This window comes from Streptomyces krungchingensis (assembly GCF_054729265.1).
This window is the reverse complement of sequence record NZ_JBPUKY010000001.1, coordinates 6,328,272-6,353,595: the sequence shown is the minus strand read 5'-3', so window position 1 is coordinate 6,353,595 and position 25,324 is coordinate 6,328,272. Positions and strand designations below refer to the sequence as shown.

15 protein-coding genes are annotated in these 25,324 nt (G+C 72.3%); 5 read left to right on the top strand and 10 right to left on the bottom strand.

The window, feature by feature from the left end; genetic code table 11:
* Positions 1–128 precede the first annotated feature (128 nt).
* Positions 129–566: a pyridoxamine 5'-phosphate oxidase family protein gene (locus ACSYGO_RS28050; RefSeq protein ID WP_432176258.1), complete on the top strand. Its 438-nt coding sequence runs from the start codon at positions 129–131 to the stop codon at positions 564–566.
* Between the two features lie 9 nt (positions 567–575).
* On the opposite strand, the gene guaA is transcribed toward ACSYGO_RS28050, so the two are convergent.
* Positions 576–2,162 carry a glutamine-hydrolyzing GMP synthase gene (guaA, locus tag ACSYGO_RS28045; protein WP_460388080.1) on the bottom strand — a complete coding sequence of 529 codons (1,587 nt, stop codon included), beginning with the start codon at positions 2,160–2,162 and terminating at the stop codon, positions 576–578.
* 369 nt (positions 2,163–2,531) lie between these two features.
* Here guaA and ACSYGO_RS28040 point away from each other — a divergent pair, with 369 nt between their 5' ends.
* Positions 2,532–2,816, top strand: coding sequence for a chorismate mutase (locus ACSYGO_RS28040; RefSeq protein WP_460388078.1), 285 nt, complete (start codon positions 2,532–2,534; stop codon positions 2,814–2,816).
* Positions 2,817–3,677: 861 nt separating this feature from the next.
* Here the strand turns inward: ACSYGO_RS28040 and ACSYGO_RS28035 are convergent.
* Positions 3,678–4,826 carry a hypothetical protein gene (locus ACSYGO_RS28035; RefSeq protein ID WP_435226063.1) on the bottom strand — a complete coding sequence of 383 codons (1,149 nt, stop codon included), beginning with the start codon at positions 4,824–4,826 and terminating at the stop codon, positions 3,678–3,680.
* A gap of 215 nt (positions 4,827–5,041) precedes the next feature.
* Between ACSYGO_RS28035 and ACSYGO_RS28030 the strand changes: the two genes are divergently transcribed.
* Positions 5,042–6,031: an LAETG motif-containing sortase-dependent surface protein gene (locus tag ACSYGO_RS28030; protein ID WP_426677429.1), complete on the top strand. Its 990-nt coding sequence runs from the start codon at positions 5,042–5,044 to the stop codon at positions 6,029–6,031.
* Between the two features lie 238 nt (positions 6,032–6,269).
* On the opposite strand, the gene ACSYGO_RS28025 is transcribed toward ACSYGO_RS28030, so the two are convergent.
* Together ACSYGO_RS28025 and ACSYGO_RS28020 are read right to left on the bottom strand one after the other, a co-directional pair.
* Positions 6,270–8,078 (bottom strand): GMC oxidoreductase, encoded by a 1,809-nt coding sequence (locus ACSYGO_RS28025; RefSeq protein ID WP_432176241.1) that lies wholly within the window; start codon positions 8,076–8,078, stop codon positions 6,270–6,272.
* 135 nt (positions 8,079–8,213) lie between these two features.
* Positions 8,214–9,869, bottom strand: coding sequence for a succinic semialdehyde dehydrogenase (locus tag ACSYGO_RS28020; protein WP_460388075.1), 1,656 nt, complete (start codon positions 9,867–9,869; stop codon positions 8,214–8,216).
* A 435-nt stretch (positions 9,870–10,304) separates the two neighbouring features.
* Here ACSYGO_RS28020 and ACSYGO_RS28015 point away from each other — a divergent pair, with 435 nt between their 5' ends.
* Complete coding sequence (locus tag ACSYGO_RS28015; protein ID WP_460388073.1) at positions 10,305–11,135, top strand: hypothetical protein; 831 nt, start codon at positions 10,305–10,307, stop codon at positions 11,133–11,135.
* A 207-nt stretch (positions 11,136–11,342) separates the two neighbouring features.
* Here the strand turns inward: ACSYGO_RS28015 and ACSYGO_RS28010 are convergent, their stop codons facing one another.
* The 5 genes from ACSYGO_RS28010 to ACSYGO_RS27990 form a co-directional block, all read right to left on the bottom strand.
* Complete coding sequence (locus ACSYGO_RS28010; RefSeq protein WP_460388071.1) at positions 11,343–13,010, bottom strand: serine/threonine-protein kinase; 1,668 nt, start codon at positions 13,008–13,010, stop codon at positions 11,343–11,345.
* A 249-nt stretch (positions 13,011–13,259) separates the two neighbouring features.
* The gene (locus ACSYGO_RS28005) at positions 13,260–14,888 is read right to left on the bottom strand and encodes a serine/threonine-protein kinase (RefSeq protein ID WP_460388069.1); all 1,629 of its coding nucleotides are present in this window, start codon (positions 14,886–14,888) and stop codon (positions 13,260–13,262) included.
* A 62-nt stretch (positions 14,889–14,950) separates the two neighbouring features.
* Positions 14,951–16,636: a serine/threonine-protein kinase gene (locus tag ACSYGO_RS28000; RefSeq protein ID WP_426677506.1), complete on the bottom strand. Its 1,686-nt coding sequence runs from the start codon at positions 16,634–16,636 to the stop codon at positions 14,951–14,953.
* A gap of 196 nt (positions 16,637–16,832) precedes the next feature.
* A complete protein-coding gene (locus ACSYGO_RS27995; RefSeq protein ID WP_460388067.1) occupies positions 16,833–19,736 on the bottom strand; it encodes a protein kinase domain-containing protein in 2,904 nt (967 codons plus the stop codon).
* Between the two features lie 169 nt (positions 19,737–19,905).
* Complete coding sequence (locus ACSYGO_RS27990) at positions 19,906–22,032, bottom strand: protein kinase domain-containing protein (protein WP_460388065.1); 2,127 nt, start codon at positions 22,030–22,032, stop codon at positions 19,906–19,908.
* A gap of 183 nt (positions 22,033–22,215) precedes the next feature.
* On the opposite strand from ACSYGO_RS27990, the gene ACSYGO_RS27985 reads away from it, so the two are divergent.
* Complete coding sequence (locus tag ACSYGO_RS27985; RefSeq protein ID WP_426677436.1) at positions 22,216–23,316, top strand: serine hydrolase domain-containing protein; 1,101 nt, start codon at positions 22,216–22,218, stop codon at positions 23,314–23,316.
* Between the two features lie 61 nt (positions 23,317–23,377).
* Here the strand turns inward: ACSYGO_RS27985 and ACSYGO_RS27980 are convergent, their stop codons facing one another.
* Positions 23,378–25,084, bottom strand: coding sequence for a glycerol-3-phosphate dehydrogenase/oxidase (locus ACSYGO_RS27980; protein ID WP_095936094.1), 1,707 nt, complete (start codon positions 25,082–25,084; stop codon positions 23,378–23,380).
* Positions 25,085–25,324 lie beyond the last annotated feature (240 nt).

The window sequence follows — 25,324 nt, the reverse complement described above, 5'->3', positions numbered from 1 at the left end:
CCGAGGCACCCGAGGCACCCGAGGCACCCGAGGCACCGTCGGCGCCCCCGGCACCGTCGGCACAATCGGCACGATCGGCACCGCCGAGCCCGGCGAACTGGGCGGCCTTCGCCGCCGCGGAACCGGATCTGGCCGGCACGGTCGAGGACCGCTTCGGCGGTTTCACGCACCACGTCCTGGCGACCCTCCGCAAGGACGGCTCGCCCCGCACGACCGGCCTGGAGGTGCGCTTCCTGGACGGCGAGCTGTGGCTCGGCATGATGCCCGGCTCGCTCAAGGCCCTCGACCTGCGCCGCGATCCGCGCTTCGCGCTCCAGGCGAACCCGGGGCCGGGCACGGGCATGGGCGGCGGGGACGTGCGGATCAGCGGCCGAGCGGTGGAGGTCGGCGACGAGGACGCGGCGACGAAGGCCGCGTACGTGAAAGAGGTGGAACCGCCGCAGCCGTTCCACCTCTTCCGCACCGAGTTGACGGAGGTCGTACGGACCTACGTCGAGGACGACACGTATCTGGTCGCCGAGGTCTGGCGGCCCGGAGAGCCGGTGCGGACTCTCAAGCGGACGTGACCTGGGGATCTACTCCCACTCGATGGTGCCCGGGGGCTTGGACGTCACGTCCAGGACGACGCGGTTGACGTCCGCCACCTCGTTCGTGATGCGGGTGGAGATCTTGGCGAGGACCTCGTACGGCAGGCGCGACCAGTCGGCCGTCATGGCGTCCTCGCTGGAGACCGGACGCAGGACGATCGGGTGACCGTACGTACGGCCGTCGCCCTGGACGCCCACGGAGCGGACGTCGGCGAGCAGGACGACCGGGCACTGCCAGATGTCGCGGTCGAGGCCGGCGGCCGTGAGTTCCTCATGGGCGATGGCGTCGGCCTCGCGCAGCAGGTCGAGGCGCTCCTTGGTGACCTCGCCGACGATGCGGATGCCGAGGCCGGGGCCGGGGAACGGCTGGCGCTGGACGATCTCGTCCGGCAGGCCGAGCTCCTGGCCGACCATGCGGACCTCGTCCTTGAAGAGCTTGCGCAGCGGCTCGACGAGCTCGAACTCGAGGTCCTCGGGGAGGCCGCCCACGTTGTGGTGGGACTTGATGTTGGCCGTGCCGGTGCCGCCGCCGGACTCGACGACGTCCGGGTAGAGGGTGCCCTGGACCAGGAAGGCGACGTCCTCGCCCTCGGCGGCCTCGGCGATGATCTCCGCCTGGGCCTGCTCGAAGACGCGGATGAACTCGCGCCCGATGATCTTCCGCTTCTCCTCGGGGTCGGAGACCCCGGCCAGCGCGGCGAGGAAGCGCTCCTCCGCGTCCACGACCTTCAGCTGGACGCCGGTGGCCGCGACGAAGTCCTTCTCGACCTGCTCGGTCTCGTCCTTGCGCATCAGACCGTGGTCGACGTAGACGCAGGTCAGCTGGGAGCCGATGGCCTTCTGGACGAGGGCGGCGGCGACGGCGGAGTCCACGCCGCCGGACAGGCCGCAGATGGCGCGCTTGCTGCCGACCTGCTCGCGGATGAGGGCGACCTGCTCGTCGATGACGTTGCCGGTGGTCCAGTTCGGCTTGAGGCCGGCACCGCGGTACAGGAAGTGCTCCAGCACCTGCTGGCCGTGCGTGGAGTGCATCACCTCGGGGTGGTACTGCACGCCGTAGAGCTTCTGCTCGTCGTTCTCGAAGGCCGCGACCGGGACGACGTCCGTGGACGCCGTGACGGTGAAGCCCTCGGGGGCGGCGCTGCACGCGTCGCCGTGCGACATCCACACCGACTGCTCGTCCGGGGTGCCCTCGAAGAGGGTGGAGCCGGACTTCGAGACGTGCAGGGGCGTGCGGCCGTACTCGCGGGCGCCGGTGTTGTCGACCGTGCCGCCGAGTGCCGTCGCCATCAGCTGGAAGCCGTAGCACATGCCGAACACGGGGACGCCGGCCTCGAAGATCTCGCGGTCGAGGCGCGGGGCACTCTCCGCGTAGACCGACGAGGGGCCGCCGGAGAGGATGATCGCCGCCGGGTTCTTGGCGAGCATCTCCGCGACGGGCATGGTGCTCGGCACGATCTCGCTGTAGACCCGGGCCTCGCGGACGCGACGGGCGATGAGCTGGGCGTACTGCGCACCGAAGTCGACGACCAGGACGGTGTCGGGGGCGGCGGCAGCGGGGGTCGCTGATGACACGGGTTGCCTTCCGGCGGTGAGCATGGTGTGTGTGGTGCCGAGTCTACCGGGGGCCGGGACCGTGGCGCCTACGCCGGGTTTGTCACCCCCGCCCGGGGCCCGCGGGAGCGCCCCGCCCGGGGTCTCAGCATCCGAACGAGCTTGGTCCGCGTCCGCCGCCGGTGCATACTGACCGCATGCTCACGCACCAGACCGCCGCGATCTTCGCGTTTACCTATGGCAACCGGCCCACCGGCTGCCATGGTCGTGCTGCTTGAGCAACTGACAAGCGACTTCCCAGGCGCCCCGGGCCGACAAGGCCCGGGGCGCCTGCCGTTTCCGGGCCCTGCCGCCCCGGGGCACGCCTCCCACGGACAGAGGAGCCCCACCATGGCCGACGTACTCGACAAGACCGGCGCCCGCACCGACGAGGCCGCCGATGTGATCACCGGTGCCCGCGAGCGCATCGACGCGCTGGACGACCGGATCATCGGTCTCATGCAGGAACGCATGGCCGTCTCGGCGGTGATCCAGGAGGCCCGGATCTCGTCCGGCGGCCGACGGGTGAACCTCTCGCGCGAGATGGAGGTGCTCGGCCACTACAGGAAGGCGCTGGGCAAGCCCGGCACCTCCCTGGCGATGACGCTGCTGGAGCTGTGCCGGGGCCGCGTCTGACCGCGTCGGGGCCGCCTCTGAACCCCGTACGCGGCGTACGCACGTACGCATGTCGTCTCACCCGTACGGCGCGTGACCGGGTCGCCGCGGGCTTCGTTGGTCCCGGTGTCCGTGTCAGCCAGGGGCGGGCCCGAAAGAACCACGCGTGGCTCCACTGGAGCGATGAGACGTACGGATCGTGCCGTGCGTCGTGGGACCTCGCTCCAGGGGTGTGACCGGACGGCAGGGGACAGCAGCCCGGTCACTCAAGAGAACGGTCGGCTCCGGGGACGCCCGGGGCCGACCGGCGGAATCCCTTCGGAGGCGGTCACGACGGTTGCGGAGGCCGTCGCCCGTCCAGCACGATGCGAGAACGGCTCCCGTACGAACCCGCCGGCACCCTGCCAGTCCCGTACGAACAGCCCGCACGACCCAGTCCCGCACGACGACCGGTCCCGTACGAACACCCGGCACGACTCAGTCCCGTAGGCATCAGTCCCGCAGGCATCGGTCCCGTACGAACGGCCCACCGTACGAGAACACCCGCCGTACGAGAACGACCCCGGCTCTCATGGCGGACACCCCCGTAGCCGACCGATCAGCCCACCGGATCCACTCCACACCGCAGTACGCCCGCACCACCCGCTTGCCAAAGGTCGACACCACGTGCGCGCCTCGAACGCGCCGGGGCGCACGACCGGCGGTCACACCGGACCACCCCCGGACCGGCGACGCACCCCCCGGCGTCGCTCCCAGGCACCGGCGCTGCCCTGACGTCGGTGCTGACTGAAGAAGGGCCCCGCGGCTCCTCCCTGATCCCTCGGCTCCGCCCGAGCAGGGACCACCGCGGGGCCCTTCGCCATGTCGTGCCGTGTTCTTGGTCTAGGTGCGGGACACCGTGCCGCAGGCGCCCGGCTCGGCGTGCTGGATGTCGCGGCTGCGGTCGTACGGGTCGACGGTGGGGCCCGACGGGTCCGGGCCGCCGGGGTCGGCCGCGTCGAACCGCGGGTGCAGGAAGCCGTCGTAGACGTCGCAGGCCGAGTTGGCCAGGTCGCGGTCGTAGCGCAGGACGGCGAGCTTGCCGGGGGTGACCCGGTACTTCGTCGGGTCGGAGACCTCCAGGTCGAGGACCCGGCGCACGATGGTGCGGGTCACCTCGGTGGAGTTGTTGTCGGCCCGGGTCACGGGATACACGAAGCTGTAGTCGGCGTGGATGACGACGGAGGCGCGCTCGCCCGCCTTGAAGGTGATCCGGCCGCGCGTCTTGACCACGTCCCCGACGAGCCGGATCTCCTTGGGGTCGAACCGGGTGAACAGCGCGAGCGGATCCTGGTCCTTGCCCGGTGACCGCAGCCAGGCGTTCACGTCGTCGAGCATCTTCGGCTGCTTCGGGTCGAGGGTGTCGATCGCCGCCTCGGGGCGTTCGCCGCGCAGCGTCGCCGGGTCGAGGTTCGCCTCGACGAGCAGGGTCCTGGTGCGCCGCAGTGCGGTGGCGACCTGCGCCTCGGTGAGCGGGCCGACCGCGGTGGCCCGGGGGACGACGATGCCGTCCGCGCCGTCGGCCCAGCGCTCGGCGGGCGATCCGGCGAACGGCCTGTCCAGCGTCGGGGTGCCGGACGACGCGGAGGGTGCCGCCGTCGGAGGTGCCGTCTCGTCGGGGAGCCGGGAGGCCGCGGGCGCGTCGTCGGACGACGTCCCGAAGGGGTCGCCCGGCAGCAGGGACGGCTTCATCGCCACGACCGCCACCACGACGGCGAGCGGCACGCCGATGGCGGCCCACAGGCGTCGGCGCCGTCCGGAGCGGCGATTCACCTCCTGCAACGAAGGGCCGACCCGCCAGCTCTCCGGCCGGTCGCCGCGCTCGTCCTGCTGCCGCAGCCGCTCGGTCACCATGCGCGCCCGCGCGGACGGCTCCTTGGGAGCCGAACTCCGGATGTCGCGCTCGGTGTCGCGGGCGAACTGCTCCCACACGTCGTCGCTGAAGGACGAATCCCCGTTCCCACCCGGCTTGTTGTCAGACACGAGGGACATTTCTAAGCGGTTCGAAAGGGCTTGCACAAGTCGCACTCGGATGTGACTCAGCACACATAAAAATCATGTGAGGTACAGGACAACCATTCCCAGGTCCCACCGGTCACACCTGCAGAACCAACGGCCACACCCGCGCCCCACACGCGGAGGCCTCACCCAGACGAGCCCAATCGAGCGCCGGCGAACGTGCGGCGCACCGGACTTTCGAGGTCTTCATGAAGCTTCGCCGTGCCATGGCCGCTGCGGCCGCGACGGCTGCCATAGCCCCGCTGGCGCTGCTGTCGGCGCCGGCCGCGTTCGCGACGGACGACACCACTGCCACTCCGACCGCCAGCGCAACCGCATCCGAGTCTCCGAGCGAGTCGGCGTCGCCGAGCGCCACCGAGACCACTCCCGAGGCGACCGAGTCCGCGAGCGCCTCGGCGTCCGCGACCGAGTCCGCCCCGGCCCCGAGCGACTCCGCGTCCGCTTCCGCCACGTCCCCGGCGCCGAGCACCTCCGCTCCGGAGGAGTCCGAGTCGCCCGACCCGGAGCCTTCCGAGTGCGAGGACTCCAAGGTCGACGTGTCCATCACCGGTCTGCCCGGCAAGATCGCGGTGGGCAGCGGCTGGCACAAGTTCTCGCTGAACGTGGCGAACAACTCCGAGTCCACCCTGAGCGACCTCGGCTTCTTCGCCGGCGCCTCCTCCGACAAGGCGGGTGAGGACCTCTTCCAGAGCAAGAAGGTCCAGCTCCAGGCCTACAACCCGGACGAGAAGGTCTGGGAGGACGTCGACTCCGAGGGCTACGCGGTCGGCTTCGTCGGCTACACCGACGAGCTCAAGCCCGACTACGAGGTCAACATCCCGATGCGCATCAACGTGAAGTCCAGCGCCCCGGTCGGCGCCGGCTTCTCCCTGGGCGCCAGCATCTACGGCGACGCCGACGGCGAGTGCACGGGCTTCGGCGAGGTCGCGTACAAGTTCCAGATCGTCGCCGCGGGCACGGACACCGACGGCACCAAGCCGCAGGAAGGCGGCAAGGTCCCGGTCTCGGACAAGCCCGCCGACAAGGGCAACACGCCCGAGGTCGACGGCAGCCTGGCCGAGACGGGCTCCAGCTCCGCCCTGCCGATGATCGGTCTCGTCGGCGGTGTCGCCGTCGTCGCCGGCGCCGGCGCGGTGTACGTCGTCCGTCGCCGCAACTCGGGCGGCGCGACCGCGTAACGCGGCCGCTCCCTCGGACACCTGGGCAGCACGCCTGGTACGAGAAGAAGGACCTGCGCTCGGAGGGGGGCGCAGGTCCTTCTTTCTTTTTTCCGTGAGGGGCCGACCTTCCTTCTTCCGTGAGGGGCCGGCTTGCTTCCGGACTTTCCTTCCGGACTTTCTTCCGTGAGGGGCGGCCCGGGGGCGCGGGGGCCGCGCGCCGGGCGGGTGGCGCCGGCGCGCGCAGGACCCCCGCGGGTCACTTCTTCGGCGGCACCGCGGGTATCCCCAGGAACGGCAGCTTCAGCGCGCCGAACGCGTCCGCCGGGACGGCGGGGTGCAGCGGCTCCACCGGCTTCAGCCGCTCGTACGCCGCCCCCGGCGCCGGACGCGGGTCGGCCTCGCCCTTGTTGGGCCAGTACGACATCGCCCGCTCGGCCTGGGCGGTGATGGTGAGCGACGGGTTGACGCCGAGGTTCGCGGAGACCGCGGCGCCGTCGACCACGGAGATGCCCGGGTGGCCGTACAGCCGGTGGTACGGGTCGATGACGCCTGCCTCGGCGTCGGCGCCGATCGGACAGCCGCCCAGGAAGTGCGCGGTCAGCGGCGTCCCCATCAGCTCGCCCACGTTGCTGCCCGCGAAGCCGTTGATCTCGGCGGCGATCGCGGAGGCGCTTTCCGAAGCCGCCTTGATCTGCTTGGGGTTGGGCGCCCCGTGGCCCTGCCGGGCGGTTAGCAGTCCCTTGCCCGCGCCCTTCGGCTTCAGGTACGTCGTCAGGGAGTTGTCCAGCGACTGCATCACCAGGCCGATGATGGTCCGCTCGGACCAGCGGCGGTTCGACAGCGAGCGGGCCACCAGGACGGGGTGCCGCGCGGCGTTGGCCAGCCAGCCCAGCACCCTCGACGAGCCCTCCGCGTACGGGACTTGGAGGATGGACAGGCCGCCCATCGAGTTGGATCCCTTGCCGTAGCGGACCGGCTCGATGTGGGTGTTCTCGTCGGGGTGGATGGAGGATGTGATGGCGACACCGCGGGTGAAGTCGACGCGCTGCTCGCCGGTGGCCTTGCGGTAGCGGCGGTTGTCGGTCTGCGCGCCCACCAGCGCCTCGGAGTTGGTGCGGGTCAGCTCGCCCAGCTTCTGCGACAGGTACGGCAGCTGGCCGCCCGCCTTCATGCGGTGCAGCAGGGTCTGCGTGCCGTAGGTGCCGGCCGCGAGGACGACCCGCTCCGCCGTGAAGGTCCGCCCCTCCCCCTTGCGTTTGCGGTCCGTGGGCAGGGTCTGGACGGCGTACCCGCCCCGCGAGTCGTCGGTGACGGACACCACGGTCGTCATGGGGTGGACCACGGCGCCCGCCTTCTCGGCGAGGTGGAGGTAGTTCTCGTTGAGGGTGTTCTTCGCGCCGTGACGGCAGCCGGTCATGCACTCGCCGCACTCGGTGCACGCCTTGCGGCTGGGTCCGGCACCGCCGAAGTACGGGTCGGCGATCTCCTGGCCGGGGCCCGCCTTCGCACCGCCGTCGGCGTCCTGGCCGTCCCCGAAGAAGACACCCACCGGCGCCATGTGGAAGGTGTCGCCGACGCCCATCGCCTCGGCCGCGGCCTTGAGGTGGACGTCCGACGGGGTCATGGTCGGGTTGAGCCGTACGCCCAGCATGCGCCGGGCCTGGTCGTAGTACGGCTTCAACTCCCCTTCCCAGTCGGTGATGTCCTTCCACTGCGGGTCCTCGAAGAAGGGCTTCGGGGGGACGTAGAGGGTGTTGGCGTAGTTGAGGGAACCGCCGCCGACGCCCGCGCCCGCCAGCACCATGACGTTGCCCAGCAGATGGATGCGCTGGATGCCGTACATGCCGAGCTTCGGGGCCCACAGGTAGTTCTTGATGTCCCAGGAGTTCTTGGGCAGGGAGTCCCGGGTGAAGCGGCGGCCCGCTTCGAGGACGCCGACGCGATACCCCTTCTCCGTCAGGCGCAGGGCGGTGACGGAACCACCGAAGCCGGAGCCGACGACGATGACGTCGTAGTCGTACGCCGTCTCGTCCGGCTGATTCTGGGCAGAGCTCTCCTGTGACACGTGCTGCTCTCCTCGTTTCTCCTCGTCGAGAACCGCTGTGAGGAGCGGTGCGAAAGGGTGGGACGGACAGGGGGACGATCGGGGGACGGGCCGGGGAAGGGCGGGCGGACGGGCCCGCCCCGGGGGCCGCGGCGTCTAGCGGAGCCGGAACGCCTTCATGACCTTGAGGCTCCGGCTCATGAACGCCGCGTACTTCTCGTCGTCCATGCCGAGCGACGGCGCCATCGGCAGCAGCCGCTGCTGGGCGACCGTCTGGGCCTCCGTGTACTTGAGGATGCCCTCGGAGCCGTGCCGGCGGCCGAGACCGGAGTCCTTCATGCCGCCCATCGGCGACTGGACGCTGCCGTACGCGGGCGCGTAGCCCTCGTTGACGTTGACCGTGCCGGTGCGCAGCCGGGCCGCGACCGCGCGGCCCCGGCGGCCGTCCTTGGTCCACACGGACGAATTGAGGCCGTAGGGCGTGGCGTTGGCGAGCTCGACGACCTCGTCCTCGGTCTTGAAGCGGTAGAGGGAGACGACGGGCCCGAAGGTCTCCTCGGCGCAGACGGCCATCGGTGCCTCGACGCCGTCGAGAATGGTCGGCTCGTAGAAGTAGGGGCCGATGTCGGGGCGGGCGACCCCGCCGGCGACGACCTTGGCGCCCTTGGCGACGGCCTCCTCCACGTGCCGGGTCACGGTCTCCAGCTGCCGCTCGCCGACCAGGGAGCCCATGTCGGCGCCGTAGGCCAGCGAGGTGCCGAGGCGCATGGCCCTGGTGCGGGCGGCGAACCGGTCCGCGAACGCGTCGGCGACGGACTCGTGGACGTAGAGCCGCTCGATGGAGATGCAGAGCTGGCCGGCCGAGGAGAAGCAGGCACGGACGGCGCCCGCGGCGGCCTTGTCGATGTCGGCGTCCTCCAGGACCACCATGGCGTTCTTGCCGCCGAGTTCGAGGGAGACGCCGACGAGGCGGGCCGCGGCGCCCTGGGCGACCTCGCGTCCGGTGCGCGTGGACCCGGTGAAGGAGACGTAGTCGGCGTGCTTGACGATCTCGGGACCCACGACGGGTCCGTCGCCGATGACGACCTGGAAGACCTCGGCGGGCAGCCCCGCCTCGATGAGCAGGTCGCGCGCCCACAGAGCGGTGAGGCAGGTCTCGGTGTCGGGCTTCATCACGACGGCGTTGCCCGCGACGAACGCCGGGAGGGCGTCGCCGACGGACAGTTCGAGCGGGTAGTTCCAGGGGGCGATCTGGCCGACGACACCGCGCGGGTGGCGCAGCTCGGTGACCTTGGTGAGGGTCGGCACGGCGCCAGTGTGCCGCTTGGGCCTCAGGTACGCGGGCGCCTTGCGTCCGTAGTGCCGTGCGGCGACCGTGACGGCCTGGACCTCCTCGTGCGCGTGCAGCCGGGCCTTGCCGGTCTCCAGCTGGATGAGGTCCAGCACCTCGGCCTGCCGGGCGAGGACGAGGTCGTGGAAGCGCAGGAGCACGGCGGCGCGCTGCCGGACGGGCGTGGCTCCCCAGGCGATCTGCGCCGTGCGGGCCCGCGCGAACGCGTCGGCGACGTCCTCGGGGGTGGACTCGGGCAGGTCGGCCAGCTTCTCGCCGGTGAACGGGGTGTGGTTGGCGGTCCGCCCGGAGCCTGCCACGCCCTTGGTGAGCTGGGCCACCAGCTCGGGCGTCACGACGTCGGCTGCGGTGCGGGCCCCCGCGGGGGCGGGCGCGAGGGGGTTGGTACCGGGCCTGGCCGTACCGGCCTCGTCGCCGCTGGTCGTTTCCGTGGCCTGCTCCGTGGCCTGCGAGTCCGTCATGAGCCGCAGGGTATGCCTGCCCGGCCCCTTTGGGTACCCGTCGGTAATCGGCTTTCACCGACTGCACACACGCTGCCAGTGATCGCTGGCAACAAACACCCTGATCAGGGCGTTGTTCGCCCGACGATCACGGGTTGATGACATCGCGGGGACGTCGCCGGGACACCGCGGGGACGACCGGGACGCCCTCGGCGGACGCCCGGGGCGTCCTCCCCCCAGGGCGGACGACCGGGGCGGCGTCGGCCGACGACCCCGGCGCCGTGAACGGAGGACCGCACCGTCCGCGCCAGGACCTCGTCACCCGACGACCCCTCAAAGTCCCTACGGCACACGGACGATGCGGGTGCGAACGCTTCCGACCTTGATCGGTTGACGATTCCTTGACCCGTCCCTCATAGTCCTTTCACCCTCGGACGGATCGAAGGATCGACAAAGATGAACAGACTCGCGCTGTCGCGCGCAGGCGTCGCCGCGGTCGCCTCGGCCCTCACCCTCACCCTGGCCACCGGCTGCTCCGACAGCGGCTCCGACGACGGCGGCAGGACCACCGGCGCGGACAAGGAGACCACTGCCGCGAAGGCCCTCAGCGGCGCCGAGCTGAAGCAGCGGATCATCGTCACGAGCGACGTCGACGGCTACAAGGTCGAGTCGACGGACAAGTTCGGCGGGTTCACCACCACCAAGGACGACCTCGAGGTGGAGGACGCGAAGTGCGCGCCGATCGCCTACGTCATGGCGGGGCTCGCGCCCGGTGACTCCGCCGCCGACGTCAAGCGCGTCGTCACGCAGGACCCCTCGGCCTCCCCCGGCGCGTCCCCCTCCAAGAAGCTGGAGGACATGACGGACGAGGAGCTCGACGACGCGATGAAGTCGATCACCGATGCCCTGACCGGCACGGTGACGATCGTCTCGCTCTCCTCCTACGAGGGCGACGGCGCCGAGAAGACCCTGTCCTCGGTGTCCGACGCGGTGAAGGGCTGCGCGGGCGGCTTCAAGGTCGCGGACAAGGGCGACGCCCAGAAGATCACCAAGGTGGAGGGCGAGAAGTCCTCCGGAAAGGGCGACGAGGCCCTCGCGTTCGCGGTGACCGTGGACGCCGACGGTGGCGACGTGACCGTGCACGGCGAGGTCGTCCGCCACGGCGGCACGATCGCCACGTACTACACGCTGAGCCTGGCCGCGTTCTCGGGCGAGACCGCGGACGGCGCCGCCGACTACGACATCCCGTCCGAGATCATCAAGGCCCAGACCGCCAAGCTGGCCTGATCCCCGCCCGGGCCGCCGGTCGGTCCGGCTCGCCGGAAGCCGCCGCTCCGGCCCGAGCCGGGACTGCCGGCCCGAGCCGGGACCGCCGGCCCGAGCCGGGACCGCCGGCCCGAGCCGGGACCGCCGGCCCGAGGCGGGACCGCCGGTCCGAGGCGGGTCCGGGCCGCCGAAGCGGCCTGAGGGCGACCCCTCCCCGCGACGGAGCCCTCAGAGCTTGTCGATGTCCAGGTTCGCGATCGCCGCCTTTGCGACTTCACGGCCGCGTGCCGTGAAGTCGCCCTTGCCCGGGTAGCTGATGGTGAGCTTGTACATGTCGCCCGCGGACGACTTGTAGTAGAAGATCTTCACCTCGCACGGGCGGGGGTTCTGGCTGTCGGTGGTCGTGTAGCGCACCGTGTTCTCCGCGGCGGGCTTGCCCTCGTACTTGGTGCTCCCGTCCGTGGACGTCCCCGGCCCCTCGGGCATGTTCAGGGCGTACTCGCCGCCCTCCTTGAACTTGTCGTTGTCGGCGTACATCTCGGCGGCGGCCGAGCCCTTGATCTGCTTACTGGTGTCCTCCCGCTCCCTGGCCAGCGTGAGGCCGACCCAGATGCTGCCGCTCAAGTCGGTGTACCTGACCCAGTGGGTCTTGTCCGACGAGCGGTCGGGCCTGCTCACCTGGTAGCCCTCGGGCACCGCGAGCGTCGCGGCGACGTCCTTCTCGTGCACCTTCTTCCAGCCGTCCGGCAGCGGCCCCGCGAAGGGGTCGGCGATCACCAGGTACGCCGCCACGGCCGCCGCGACGAGCGCCGCACCGATGCCGAGCAGGGCCTTGCGGCCCACCCGGATGCCCTTACCGTCCGGCAACGCGACCTGCGTGACCTGCGCGACCTGGGTGGGCGCCGGGGCCGGGGGTCGCGCCGCCTCCTCCAGGAGCCGACGCACCCGGTCCGCGCCCGGCCGGCGTGAGGGGTCCTTGTCCAGCAGGCCGTTGATGACCTCGGCGAGCGGGCCGCTCGCCGAGGCGGGCGCCGCGGGCGTGGAGTTGAGGACCGACTGGAGCGTCGCGGGCGTGTTGCTGCGCCGGAACGGGGAGACGCCCTCGGTCGCCGTGTAGAGCACCACGCCGAGCGACCACAGGTCGGACGCCGGTCCGGGGCGCTGCCCCAGCACCCGTTCCGGAGCGATGTACTCGGGTGAGCCGACGAAGCCGCCGGTGTCCGTCAGATTGGTCTCGCCCTCGATCTGCGCGATGCCGAAGTCGGTGAGGACGACGCGGTCGTGACGGCCCAGCAGGACGTTGTCGGGCTTGACGTCACGGTGCAGGATGCCTGCCGCGTGCGCGGCCTCCAGGGCTCCGAGGACCTCCAGGCCGACGCGTGCGGCCTCGCGGACGCCGAGCGTGCCCTCCTGGAGGGCGTCTCCCAGCGAGCGGCCCTGCACGAGCTCCATGACGATCCAGGGCTGTCCCTCCACGACCGCGACGTCGTGGACGTTCACGACCGCCGGGTGGTCGAGCCGTGCGGCGGCGCGCGCCTCGCGGCGCATCCGCTCGAAGGCGTTGGAGCGTTCACGCTCGGGAAGGTGGTCCGGGACGCGCGGTTCCTTGACGGCGACCTCGCGGTCCACCGTCTCGTCCTTGGCCCGCCAGACCGTTCCCATGCCGCCGTGCCCGAGCTTGGCGAGCAGGCGGTAGCGGCCGGCGATCAGCCGGCCCGTCCCCGGGTCCTGCGCGGCGTGGGCCTGCTGCTCGGGGACGACCTGGGTGGGCGTGGCGTAGGGATTGCCCGGGTACGGGACGGCCGGCTGTGGTGCCGGTGCCGCCGGGCGAGGCGGTTGCAGACCGAAACTGGTTGGTTCGTCGGCCCCGTGCGGGACTCCCCCGTTGTTGCTCATGTCTCCATCTCTATCGTGGTGGGGGCTTGGGCTTCCAGCCCCGTCGGCGGCCGGTCACAGACCCGTGACGCGCGCCATCCCTTATCTCCTGTTTACGGCAGTACGTGCGGCCTGCTCCCGGGCCCCTGCGCCAGGATCCCTGCGTACGCGGCCGTCGCGGGACGCGCAGGCACCCGCTCGGGTGGGTCGCCATGAACCGCCGCGCAGGCACCCGTTCAGGACGCCATGAACCGCCGCGCGGGCACCCGTTCAGGACGCCGTGAACGTGTCCACCGCCACGTCGAAGTACTCCTTCGCCTCCGTCACCTTCCCGACCGGCGCCGAGACCCACACGTCGTACATCCGGCCGTCCTCCTCCCAGCACAGGTCGTAGGTGTGCCGGGCCCCCTCCGCGTCGTCGAAGCCGTCCCAGGTGAACTGCCACAACGCGGCGGGCGCTCCGGCGTGGGTGGTCTGCTTGACGACGCCGTCGCGGTAACCCGGGTTGTTCGCCGGGCCCTTGGCGGCGGACTCCCGCATCACCGCGAGCGGGCCGCCCGGTTCGGGGTCGGCCACCTTGATGCCGATCCGGAAAGTCTGTCCCGGTGACATGTAGAAGACCCGCTCCCCTTGCGGATCGCGGGTGAACCCGTCGGGCACGGCGAGCGAGAAGCCCTGGTCCCGCGCGACGTGGTAGCCCGAGGGCGCGGTGCGGGAGGTGTCGGAAGGGCTCTGCCGCCGGGTCACGGTCACCGTCGGGGCGGGGCGCTCGGGCGACGCGGACGGCGTACGCGAAGCGCCGGGCGTACTCGGTGTGCCGGACGTGTGGGCCGTGCTCGACGAGGAGGGTGTACCGCCCCCGCCACCGCCGTCGTTCATCAGCAGTGCCGCCGCCGACACGCCCGCGCCGGCCATCGCGGCGACCAGGGCCGCGGCGACCAGGACACCCCGCGTGGACTGCTTCGGCGGGCCGTCCGCCACGGTGCCGGTCGACGGGGACGGCACGGGCTTCGGTCTGGGCACGTCGCGCTGTGTCGGCGTGTACGGCACCGACAGCCGCGGCGTACGCCCGGTGTCCCGGAAGGCGCGCAGCATCCGCTCCGCCTCGGCCGCGCCGAGCCGCCGCTCGGGATCCCGTTCCAGCAGGCCGCGCACGACGGGCAGGAGCGGCGCGGCCTGGGCGGGCGGGCGGATCTCGTCGACGACGACGGCGTGCAGGATGCCGCCCAACGAGTCCCGGCGGAAGGGTGATTCGCCGCTCAGGATCGTGCACAGCAGCGCGCCGAGCGACCACAGGTCGGACTCGGGTCCCGTCCTGACCCCGGACATCCGCTCGGGAGCGGTGTATTCGGGCGAGCCGACGAACGCGCCGCTCTCGGTCAGCGTCGTCGCGCCCGCCACCTGGGCGATGCCGAAGTCGGTGAGCACGACGCGGTCGCTGCCCGCCTCCAGCAGGACGTTGGCGGGCTTGAGGTCGCGGTGCAGGACACCCGCGTCGTGTGCGCGGCGCAGCGCGCCGAGGAGATCGATACCGATGCGTGCGGCCTCGCGGGCATCCACCGGCCCGCGCGCGGAGATCCGTTCGGCGAGGGAACCGCCGTCGATGAGCTCCATCACGATGTACGGCCGTTCGTCGTCCTCGACGACGTCGTGCACGACGATGATGTGCGGGTGCCGCAGCTGCGCGACGGCACGGGCCTCGCGCAGGGTGCGGTCGCGTTGCTGCCGGGCCTCGTCCGCCGAGAGCGAGTCGTCGAGGGAGAGTTCCTTCACCGCCACCTGCCGGCCGAGCAACTGGTCGGTGGCACGCCAGACGACCCCCATGCCGCCGCGCCCGATCCTGGCGGTCAGCCGGTAACGGCCCGCGATCACACGGACGTTCTCCCCCTCGGTCCCCATGGGCCCCATCATGCCGCACCGGACGCGGACCCTCCGGGGCGGCGACGACGGCGTGGGCGGTATCAGGCCTTGGGGCGCCAGCCCCGCAGCACCACGTCGAACTGCTCGCGGGCGGTGGCCCAGTCCGCTGCGGGCGCCGACATGTAGATCGCGTACTCGACGCCGTCACGGTCGAGGTAGGTCTGCTCGATGGCACGGCGGGGGCCCGGGAACGGCGTCTGCTTGGGCAGCGCGGTCCAGGTGAAGTCCCACAGCGAGCCGGGGCAGTCGCGGAAGGTGTTGGACTGGAGGCCCACCCGCGAGTAGGCCTGGAGCTTCGTCAGCTGCTTCTCCAGGTCCAGCTGGTGCATGTACGGGTTCTCGAAGTCCGGCGAGTCGTCCACGGCGATGCGGATGAAGTGCTTCCCGCCGTCGGGCGTGTAGTCGACCTGCGAGCCGTTGGCCTGCCGCTGCCACTTCTTGCTGGGCAGCGCGAGGCTGAAGCCGTCCACGTCGTGCACGCGCACCCAGCTGTCGGGGACGGCGCCGGCGGGGGTCGGGGTGGACTGCCCGCTCCTGCCGGTCCCGCCGGTCCCCTTGCCGGTCCGGGTACCACCCGTGCCGGTGACCGAGGTGTTGTCCTTGCGCCAGTCGCTCACGTACTTGACGCCGATGGCGGTGCCTCCGCCGACGAGCGCCGCCAGCACGACGACGAGGGCGGTGATGGGGCCGCGCCGCCGCTTGCGCGGGGCGGGCGCGGCTCCCGCGTGCAGGGTCTGGTGCGCGGTGACACCGGGTCCGCCGTAGGCCGGCCCGGGGCCGCCGTAGGGCACGCCCGGTCCGCCGTGCGACGGCGGCATGTGCGCGCCGGTCCCGTGGTCCGAGTGCCCGGGACGGCGCGTGACGTCCGTGTCCAGGTGTTCCGTCGGCACGTACGCCTGCGCGGCCTTCGGCCGGCGTCCCTCCACGGCCTCGGCGAGCATCTGCTCGGTCTCCTGAGGGCTCGGGCGTGTGGCGGGGTCCTTGCGCAGCAACGCGGTGATGACGGGCTCCAGCGGGCCGGCGTACTGCGGCGGCGGCGGTTCCTCGTCGACCACGGCCTGCATGGTGCTCAGCGGCGAGGTGCGGCGGAACGGAGACCTGCCCTCCACCGCCGTGTACAGCGTCGCGCCGAGTGCCCACAGGTCGGAGGAGGGCCCTGGGTCGTGCCCACGGACCCGTTCGGGCGCCAGATAGTCCACGGAACCGACGATCTCGCCGGTGCGCGTGATGGTCGTGTCGCCCTCGACCTGCGCGATGCCGAAGTCGGTCAGCAGGACGCGCCGGTCGGCGGACAGCAGGACGTTGCCCGGTTTGACGTCACGGTGGAGTACGCCGGCGGCGTGGGCGGCCCGCAGGGCGCGGAGCACCCACAGCCCGATCCGGGCCGCCTCGACGGGTTCGACGCGGCCCTGTTCCTTGACCTCGTCGGCCAGCGAGTTGCCCTCGACCAGCTCCATGACGATCCACGGACGGTTGTCGTGCTCCAGGACGTCGTGCACGGTGACGACGGCCGAGTGGTTGATCCGGGCGGCGGCCCGCGCCTCCGCATGGGTGCGGGCGAGCAACCGGGCCAGGTCGCCCTCGGCGACGTACAGCGCGGCGGTCAGCTCTTTGACCGCGACCGCGCGGTGCAGCACCTCGTCGTGTGCGCGCCACACACGGCCCATGCCACCGCTGCCGATGGAGTCGACAAGCCGGTAGCGGCCCGCGAGGAGCAGGCCCTGCATCTGATTCACGTTTCCCCGCAATGGTCTTGACAGGGTCAGACTAAAGAGCGGTCCCCGCGCAGGGAACAAGCGGGGTCGTACGGAGACCGCACTGTGACGGTTCTCCCTTCCGTGTACGGAAGGGAACCATCCGATGTTCACGCCTCTCGCCTGCGCACACCGGTGTTCAGGGGCCGGACGCCCGTACGGTCCGTGCTCAGCCGGTGACTTGGTAGGTCTGCGACGCCTGCTCGTACAGGCGGGTCACCTCGTCGCGCTCGGCCTCGGGGCCGCGTACCTGCACCACGTGGTAGCGCCCGCCGACGAGGATCGCGAGGTTGCGGACGTAGAGGGAGCGGCCCTGGGAGTCCTGCCAGGTGAACTGGCCCTCGGCCATGGCCCGTCCGCCCACGTCGATGCGCCGCATCCCGCTGGACGTCGCCCAGGTCGAGTCCCGGAACGGCTGCAACTCCTTCTCGCTCTCCCGCTGGTACGTCATCGGGTCGCTGCCGTACGTCCCGGTGCCGTCCCGGCCGGGCACGACGATGAGCTCGAAGTCGCCCTGGGAGTAGACGACCTGACCGCGACCGTTCTTCGGGGCGCGGTCCCAGCCGCTCGCCACGGCGACCCGGAATCCCTCGGGGTCCTTGCGCAGGGTGAAGCCCCGGGCGACGTCCGGGTCGTCCGGGTCCTGCGAGGCGGCCGAACTGGACGCCCCCGACGGACTCTTGTCCGTGCCCGGGGAGGTCTGGTCGGGGCGTGGCTCACTGCTCGCCTTCGCGTCCCCGCCCGTGTCGGGCGGGGAACCGACGTCCCCTGCGGAGCCGGTCCGCTCGCCCGCCGAACCGCCGCTCCGGTCGGCCTTGGGCATGAAGACCATGGCGTACGCGATCGCGGCGGCCAGCAGGAGCAGGACCAGCAGGAGCAGGTTCCGGCCGAGCCGGCGGGGTTTCGCCGTCCGGTCCTGTCTGGCGCGCTTGTGGCGGGCGTGCGGGCTGGTCGCGGGCAGCCCGGCACGGCGCCTGCGGACGAGCTCGCCCCGGCGCCGCACGATCGGCAGCCGGCTCGGGTCGACGGGCGGTGCCGCGACGACATGTGCCCCGGCCTCCGGTTCCGGCGCGGACCGCACCAAGGACCGCAGCCAGCCGCGCAGTTCCTCGAAGTCGAGGCGTTCGGTGGGGTCCTGGCGCAGCAGCGACTCCACGACGGGCCGCAGCGGCCCGCACTCCTCCGCGAACGCGGGCGGCTCCGCGCACACCAGCTGCACCAGCTCGGCGGTGTTCTCCTCCGGGTAGGGCGCGTGGCCCTGCACGGCGCGGAAGAGCAGCGCGCCCAGCGCCCACAGGTCGGTCGCGGGGCCGATCGGCGCCGCCAGCTGCCAGTTCTCGTGGACGGGACCGGCCTGTTCGGGCGCCCACCGCTCGGTCACGGGGCCGACCACGGCCATCCGGGCCTGCCGGGCCCGCTCCGCGGCGAGCGCCGTGCCGGGCCCGCGCCGCGAGGGCGCGGCACCGACGAGCTCGCCCCAGCCGCCGCTCCCGGCCTGCACGTCCCGTGCCTGCGGGCCCTGCCCCGGTCCGTCCTCGGTTCCGTAGGACCGGCCCTGTGTACGTCCGTCACCGGGTGCCCGGCCGGCGTCGGCGCCCCGAGGGGCGCCGTGGGTCTGCGCGGGCACGCCCGGGCCATCGCCCGGCCCGGTGGTGGAGGTCTGCTGTCCGGGGGCGAGCGCGGGCAGGCCGCTCCGTGCGACCGCACCGCCGTGCGCGCCTCCGGGGAGCGCGCCCTGCCGGCCGTCGCCGCCGACGGCCCCGGCTCGCGGCTGCGCGCCGTGCCAGCTGCCGCGGCCTCCGACGCCGTACGGATCGGCGATCTGACCGGGAGGTGCGGTGTGCGGGCGCTCCACGCCCTGGCCCGGCAGCTGGGGCGGTCCGCCGTGTCCGGCCTCGTGCGGGCCGGGGCTTCCCGGCACCTGGGCGTCGGGCTGTCCGGGGTGCTCCGGGGGCCTGGGCGCCGGGAGCGCGAACCGGTCGCCCCGCTGTTCCTCCTGTACGCGTGCCGCGGCGCGCGCCCCGGCACGGTACGCGGCGATGGCTCCTGCCCGCGCCGCCCGGATGTCGCCGCCGGGTCCGCCCGCGCCTCGGCCGCCCCCGGTGGCCGGGCCGCCCGCTTCGAGCGCCCGCGGGCCGGTGCCCGCCGCGGCGGCTCCGGGCATCCCCGGAAGGGACGTGCCGTGCTCCGCGCGCGCCTCGATCGCGGCCCGTCGCGCCGCCTCGGGGTCGGCTCCGGACGAGGCGGCCACGGCGACGCCGGGCACACCGCCGTTCCCGGAAGCGGGACCGCCGGGCCCGCGGCCTCCGCCGCCCCGGGGCGCTCCCCGCGTGCCGGGTCCCACGCCGGCGCGCGAGGTGTCCGCGCCCGCCGGACCGCCGTGCCCTGCCGGTCCGTGCCCCGCCCGACCGCTGCCCTCGGGTCCGGTCCCCGGCACGGGTTCGCCGCCGACGTCCTCACGGGCCGGCACCGGGTCGTACCCGCACAGCGCTTCCTCGGCGGCCCCCGCGGCGAGACCGGTCAGCATGACCCGGCCGTCGTCGCAGACGAGCACCGTGCGCACGGTGATGTTGCGGTGCACCCAGCCGTGCGCGTGCAGAACGCGCAGCGCGGTGAGGACGTCCGCGGCGACCTCGGCGGCGCGGTACGGGCTCAGCGGCTTCTCGGCGAGCAGCGCGGCCAGGGACCTGGCCGGCACCAACTCGCTCACTATCCACAGCGACCCGCCCTCGGCGAACACGTCGAAGACCTGGTCGAGCCGGGGATGGTCCGGGATCTGCGCGGCGGCCTGGGCGGCCTCGACGGCCCTGCGCACGGCCGGTTCGGTGGGCCGGCGGGTGGTCCGCGCGGACGCCCGCCGTGCCCCGCCGTCCCGGGCCACGAACCCCTCGGGCAGTCCGTCCGCGTCGAGCACCTCGGCCTCGACGACCTCCGGCAACGGCACCTGCCGTACCAGGACTTCCTGCCCGCTGTAGGTGTCGAAGGCGCGGGACTCGGCGAACTCGTACTCGTCGGACGGGGGCAGCGGCAGCCGGTAGCGGTCGGCGAGGACCCGTCCCGCATAGTCGTCCACGATGCCTCCCCCGGCCGATCGGTTGGTCAATTCCGTTCGCCTTGCGTTCCGTTACGGCTTCGTACGGTCCGCAACCACTCACGATACGTGCCGGAGGCAACCCGCAAGCGGGGATGCGAGATCTCAGGGCCACCATCCGTGGCGGAACGTCACACCGGTGAGCGGTACGTCACGACTTCGGCTGGAACGTCTTGGTCAGCGTCTTCCAGGTGTCCTTGCGCAGATCGCTGTCCCAGTCGGCCGCTTTCGCCGTGTACATCAGGGCATATCCCTGATGCGGGTCAACGACGAATCCGCGGTCGATGGACCGGTACTCGGTGCCGCCCTCCGAGTAGGTGAACTCCCAGTCGGCCGTGTTCCAGCCGCGATAGTCCACCTTCTCTATGCGCACCCGCTGGTACTGCGAGCGCACCATGTACCGCTCCTGGTTCTTCCAGTCCGCGACCGGGTCGTCCTTCGGCGTCGTCGTCCAGCCGACGAGGAGCTTCTGACCGTCGGGGCCGGTGAAGCGGGTACCCGCGGCGCCCGTGGACTGGTACTTCCATCCCTTCGGAAGCCCGATCGAGAAGCCCTGCGCGCTCTTGTACTTGGACACGGCCGTGGAGTCCGACCCCTTGCCGCCGTCCGAGCCGCCCGACGGGGCCTCCGCGCTCGCCGACGGGTCCGACGTGTCGTCCGCGTTCCCGTCCTCGCCGGAGCCCTTGCCCTTGTCCTCGTCCGACTTGTCGTCGCCGCTGTCCGTGTGGGCGGCGCCGCCCTTGTCGTTGTCGTCGCTGCCGCTGCCGCCGGCGGTCACACCGCTGGACGCGGCCGACTTGGTGTCGCCGCTCTTGCCGCCCTTGGCCCCCTCGTCGTCCCCGCCGCCGAGCGTGAGCGCCAGCACGGTCCCGAGCACGGCCAGTGCCACGAGCACCGCGACGATCACCAGCGTCCGGCGCGGTACGACATCCGTGAGCGACGCCCGCGGCGCCGGCCGCGGCGGACGCTCCGGAGCCACCGGCCAGCCCGACCCGGAGACACCGCCGGCCGAACCCGCCGAGCCCGCGGAAGCCGCCGCCGAGCCCGCCGCCGAACCGGAGTCCGACGACGCTCCGTCACGAGCCCCCGTCTTCCCGGCGGAGGCCGCCCCGGCCCCGGAGGCCTTCCCGGACACCGGCTCCGAGGGCGACGACGAGGTGGCCGCACCGGCGGAGGCCGCTCGCTCGCTCCCCGCCGTACCGGCGGACTCCTTCGCACGCGCCGTCGCCGCCGCGGTGGCGGCTCCGGCGGCCGAGGCGGCCTTGCGCACGGAACGCAGCGCTCCGCGCAGCCGGTCCCCGGCCTCCTCGCCCCGCTTGCCCGAGGCGCCGCCCGAACTTCCCTTGCCAGCACCCTCGTCGGGCACCGGCGGCAGGGCAACGACCTTCGTCGCGTCGACCGGCTCCGGCTCCGCCTTCTTCGGCTCGGGCGTGTGCAGCACCTCGTTGAGCAGGGAGCGCGCGCCCGCGTCGTCGAGCCGCTGCGCGGGGTCCTTGGCCAGCAGGCCGTAGATCACGCTCTCCAGGGGGCCCGCGTTCTTCGGCTGCTCGACCGGCTCGGTCATCACCGCGGTGAGCGTGGCGATCGCGGAACCCTTGTCGTACGGAGGGACGCCCTCCACCGACGCGTACAGCAGACCGCCCAGCGACCACAGGTCGGCCGCGGGGCCGGGCTTGTGCCCGCGGGCCCGCTCCGGCGAGATGTAGGAGGGGGCGCCGACGAGCATGCCGGTCGAGGTGATGGACGGGTCGCCCTCGACCTGGGCGATGCCGAAGTCGGTCAGCACGACCCGGCCGTCGTCGGAGATCAGCACGTTCGACGGCTTCACGTCCCGGTGCAGGATGCCCTCACGGTGCGCCGAGCGGAGCACGTCGAGTATCGCCAGACCCACCTCCGCGGCGCGCCGCGGTGTGAGCAGCCCGTCCTCGCGGATGACCTCGGCGAGCGACTTCCCCTCGACGAGCTCCATCACGATCCACGGCCTGTTGTCCTCGTCGACCACGTCGAAGACCGTCACCGCGCCGTTGTTGCGGATCCGGGCGATCGCCTTGGCCTCGCGCAAGGTGCGCGTGACCAGCCGTCGCTTCTCCTCCTCGTCGATGCTCGACGGGAACCGCAGCTCCTTGACGGCGACCGTGCGGCCCAGGGTCTCGTCCTTGGCCCGCCACACCGTGCCCATGCCGCCGCGGCCGAGAACATCCCCCAGCCGGTACCGCCCGGCGAGGAGACGTTCGCTCTTGTCCTGACGGGATGCTCCCGCCCGCTCCGCCTCCGACATGCGTCCCCTCATGCAACCCGCCCTGACAGAGCCTCCATTGTCCCTCACCCGACAAGCGCTCAGCGCCCAGGGTGCCTCTCACGCGACGACGGCCCGGCGACCGCGACGTCATTCGGGCCGGGACCGCCGCGGACCCGCGGGACGACGTCCCGCATGATGGACCGCGACAAGGAAGGACCGCCGATGCCTGCGCGCCGGACACCTCGGACACTCCTGGCCATACCCGTGTCCCTGGCGCTGTTCCTGCTGGTCCCGGCCGACCTGCCGGACCAGGCTCCGGCGAGCTCACCGACCGGACCCTCGGTCCGTTCCCGAAGTCCTGTCGCAGCCGCTACGGACGCCGCGCTGGCCCGTCTCGTCACCCGGGGCGGGGCCCCGGCCGCCGCTCTGCTGGCCCGCGAGGAGTCCGGCACGCGCTTCGCCACCACCGGTGGCGCGATGGCGCGCTCCGACCACTTCCGGGCGGGCAGTGTCACCAAGACGTTCATCGCGACGGTGGTCCTGCAACTCGCCGCCGAGCACCGGCTGTCCCTGTCCGACACCGTGGACGACCACCTGCCCGGTCTGGTGCGCGGCGCCGGCAACGACGGCCGCGAACTGACCCTGCGCGCCCTGCTGACGCACACCAGCGGCCTGCACGACTTCACCGCGGACACCGGGGGCACCGTCCCCGTCACCCCGCTTCAGGCCGTACACATCGCGCTCACCCACCCTCCGGCCGACCGCGGCCGCTTCGCCTACTCCAACACCAATTACGTACTGCTCGGCCTGGTCGTCGAGCAGGTAACCGGCCACTCCTACGCCGCCGAGGCGGAGCGGCGCATCATCGCCCCCCTCGGCCTGTCAGGAACATCCTTCCCGGGAAGCCGCAGCTCCCTTCCCTCACCGCACGGCCGGGCGTACGCCGCGGACGGGTCCGACGTCACCACGCTCGACCCGCGCGTGGCCGGCGCGGCGGGCGAGCTGGTCAGCACCCTCGCCGACCTGAACCGCTTCTACGCGGCCCTGCTCGGCGGCGACCTGCTGCCCCCGCACCTGCTGCGCGAGATGCGCGACACCCGCACCGCACACGGCTCGTACGGCATGGGGCTGTTCCCCGTAGAACTGTCGTGCGGCGTCACGGTGTGGGGGCACAACGGCCGGATCAGCGGCAGCTACGTGCGCACCGCGGCCACCGTCGACGGCCGTCACGTCCTCACCTTCCGGGTGAACACGGACGGACTGGCAGATCCCGGCCTCGAACCCGCGCTGCTCGCAGCCGAGTTCTGCCCCCGCACCTCGTAGAACGACTGGATTCCGGGCAAAGATCCCCACTCCCGACACTCGTTCGAGTGACGAGCGCGGTCTACAGCGGCACGATGTCCGGCGCTCCGAGCCGCGCCGCGTCCGCCGTCAGGTCGTCGGGCTGCCGCTGCGACTCCCGCTCGGCCTCGACGCGCTTCTCGTAGTGCTCGACCTCGCGCTCGATCTGGTCCTTGTCCCAGCCGAGGACGGGGGCCATCAGTTCGGCGGCCTCGCGGGCGCTGCGGGTGCCGCGGTCGAAGGTCTCGATGGAGATGCGGGTGCGCCGCGTCAGGACGTCGTCGAGGTGCCGGGCGCCCTCGTGCGAGGCGGCGTAGACGATCTCGGCGCGGAGATAGTCCTCGGCGGCAGCCAGGGGCTCGCCCAGGGAGGGGTCCTCGGCGATGAGGTCGAGGAGTTCCTCGGCGAGCGACCCGTACCGGTTCAACAGGTGCTCGACGCGCACCACATGGATTCCGGTGCGCTGCGCGATCCTCGCCCGCGCGTTCCACAGGGCGTAATAACCCTCTGCCCCGAGCAGCGGCGTCTCCTCGGTGACGCATTCGGCGACCCGCTGGTCGAGGCCGTGCACCGCCTCGTCCACCGCGTCCTTGGCCATCACCCGGTACGTCGTGTACTTGCCGCCGGCCACGACGACGAGCCCGGGCACGGGGTGGGCCACGGTGTGCTCGCGCGAGAGCTTGCTGGTGGCGTCCGACTCCCCGGCGAGCAGCGGCCGCAGGCCCGCGTAGACGCCCTGGACGTCGTCTCGGGTGAGCGGGACCGCCAGCACCGAATTCACGTGTTCCAGGAGGTAGTCGATGTCGGCGCTGGACGCGGCGGGGTGGGCCTTGTCGAGGTCCCAGTCGGTGTCCGTGGTGCCGACGATCCAGTGCCGGCCCCAGGGGATCACGAAGAGGACGGACTTCTCGGTGCGCAGGATCAGGCCCGTCGTCGAGTTGATCCGGTCCTTCGGCACGACCAGATGGATGCCCTTGGAGGCCCGTACGTGGAACTGGCCGCGCTCCCCGACCATCGCCTGGGTGTCGTCGGTCCACACGCCCGTGGCGTTGACGACCTGCTTGGCGCGGATCTCGTACTCCCCGCCGCCTTCGACGTCCTGGACGCGGGCGCCGACGACCCGTTCGCCCTCGCGCAGGAAGCTGGTGACGCGGGCGCGGTTGGCGACCTTCGCGCCGTACGACGCGGCGGTGCGGACCAGGGTGGCGACATAGCGGGCGTCGTCCATCTGCGCGTCGTAGTACTGCAGGGCGCCGACCAGGGCGTCCTTCTTCAAGGCGGGCGCGACGCGCAGGGCCTGTCGGCGGCTCAGGTGACGGTGCCTGGGCAGGCCTCGGCCGTGGCCCCGGGCCAGCGACATGGCGTCGTAGAGCGCGACGCCCGAGCCCGCGTAGAACCGCTCCCAGCCCTTGTGCTGGAGCGGGTAGAGGAACGGGACGGGCTTCACGAGGTGCGGTGCGAGCCGTTCGAGGAGGAGGCCGCGCTCCTTGAGGGCCTCGCGGACCAGGGCGAAGTCGAGCATCTCCAGATAGCGCAGCCCACCGTGGATCAGCTTGCTGGACCTGCTGGACGTGCCTGATGCCCAGTCACGGGCCTCGACCAGGCCCGTGGACAGGCCGCGTGTCACGGCGTCGAGCGCGGTGCCCGCGCCGACCACTCCCGCGCCCACGACCAGCACGTCCAGCTCGCGCTCGGCCATCCCCGCCAGTGCCTCGGCACGCTCGGCCGGCCCCAGTGTCGCTGTCCTCATCGCTGCCTCCCGCTGTCCGTCGCGCTGGCCGCACCTGTCCGGCGAGACCGGGCTCGCATCCCCCCGCCCTCAAGTCTGACCGCGATGCCCTGCTTCGGCCACCGTCCGCTCCTCAGCCTGTGGACAACTCTCGACGACGCGCGGGGAATCTCGACCAAACAATCCAGCAAATCGGTCATATTTACTCCTAGTGTGACATTGCACTCGCTCGTTCTGTCCACCGGGCTTGCGCACCTGTCC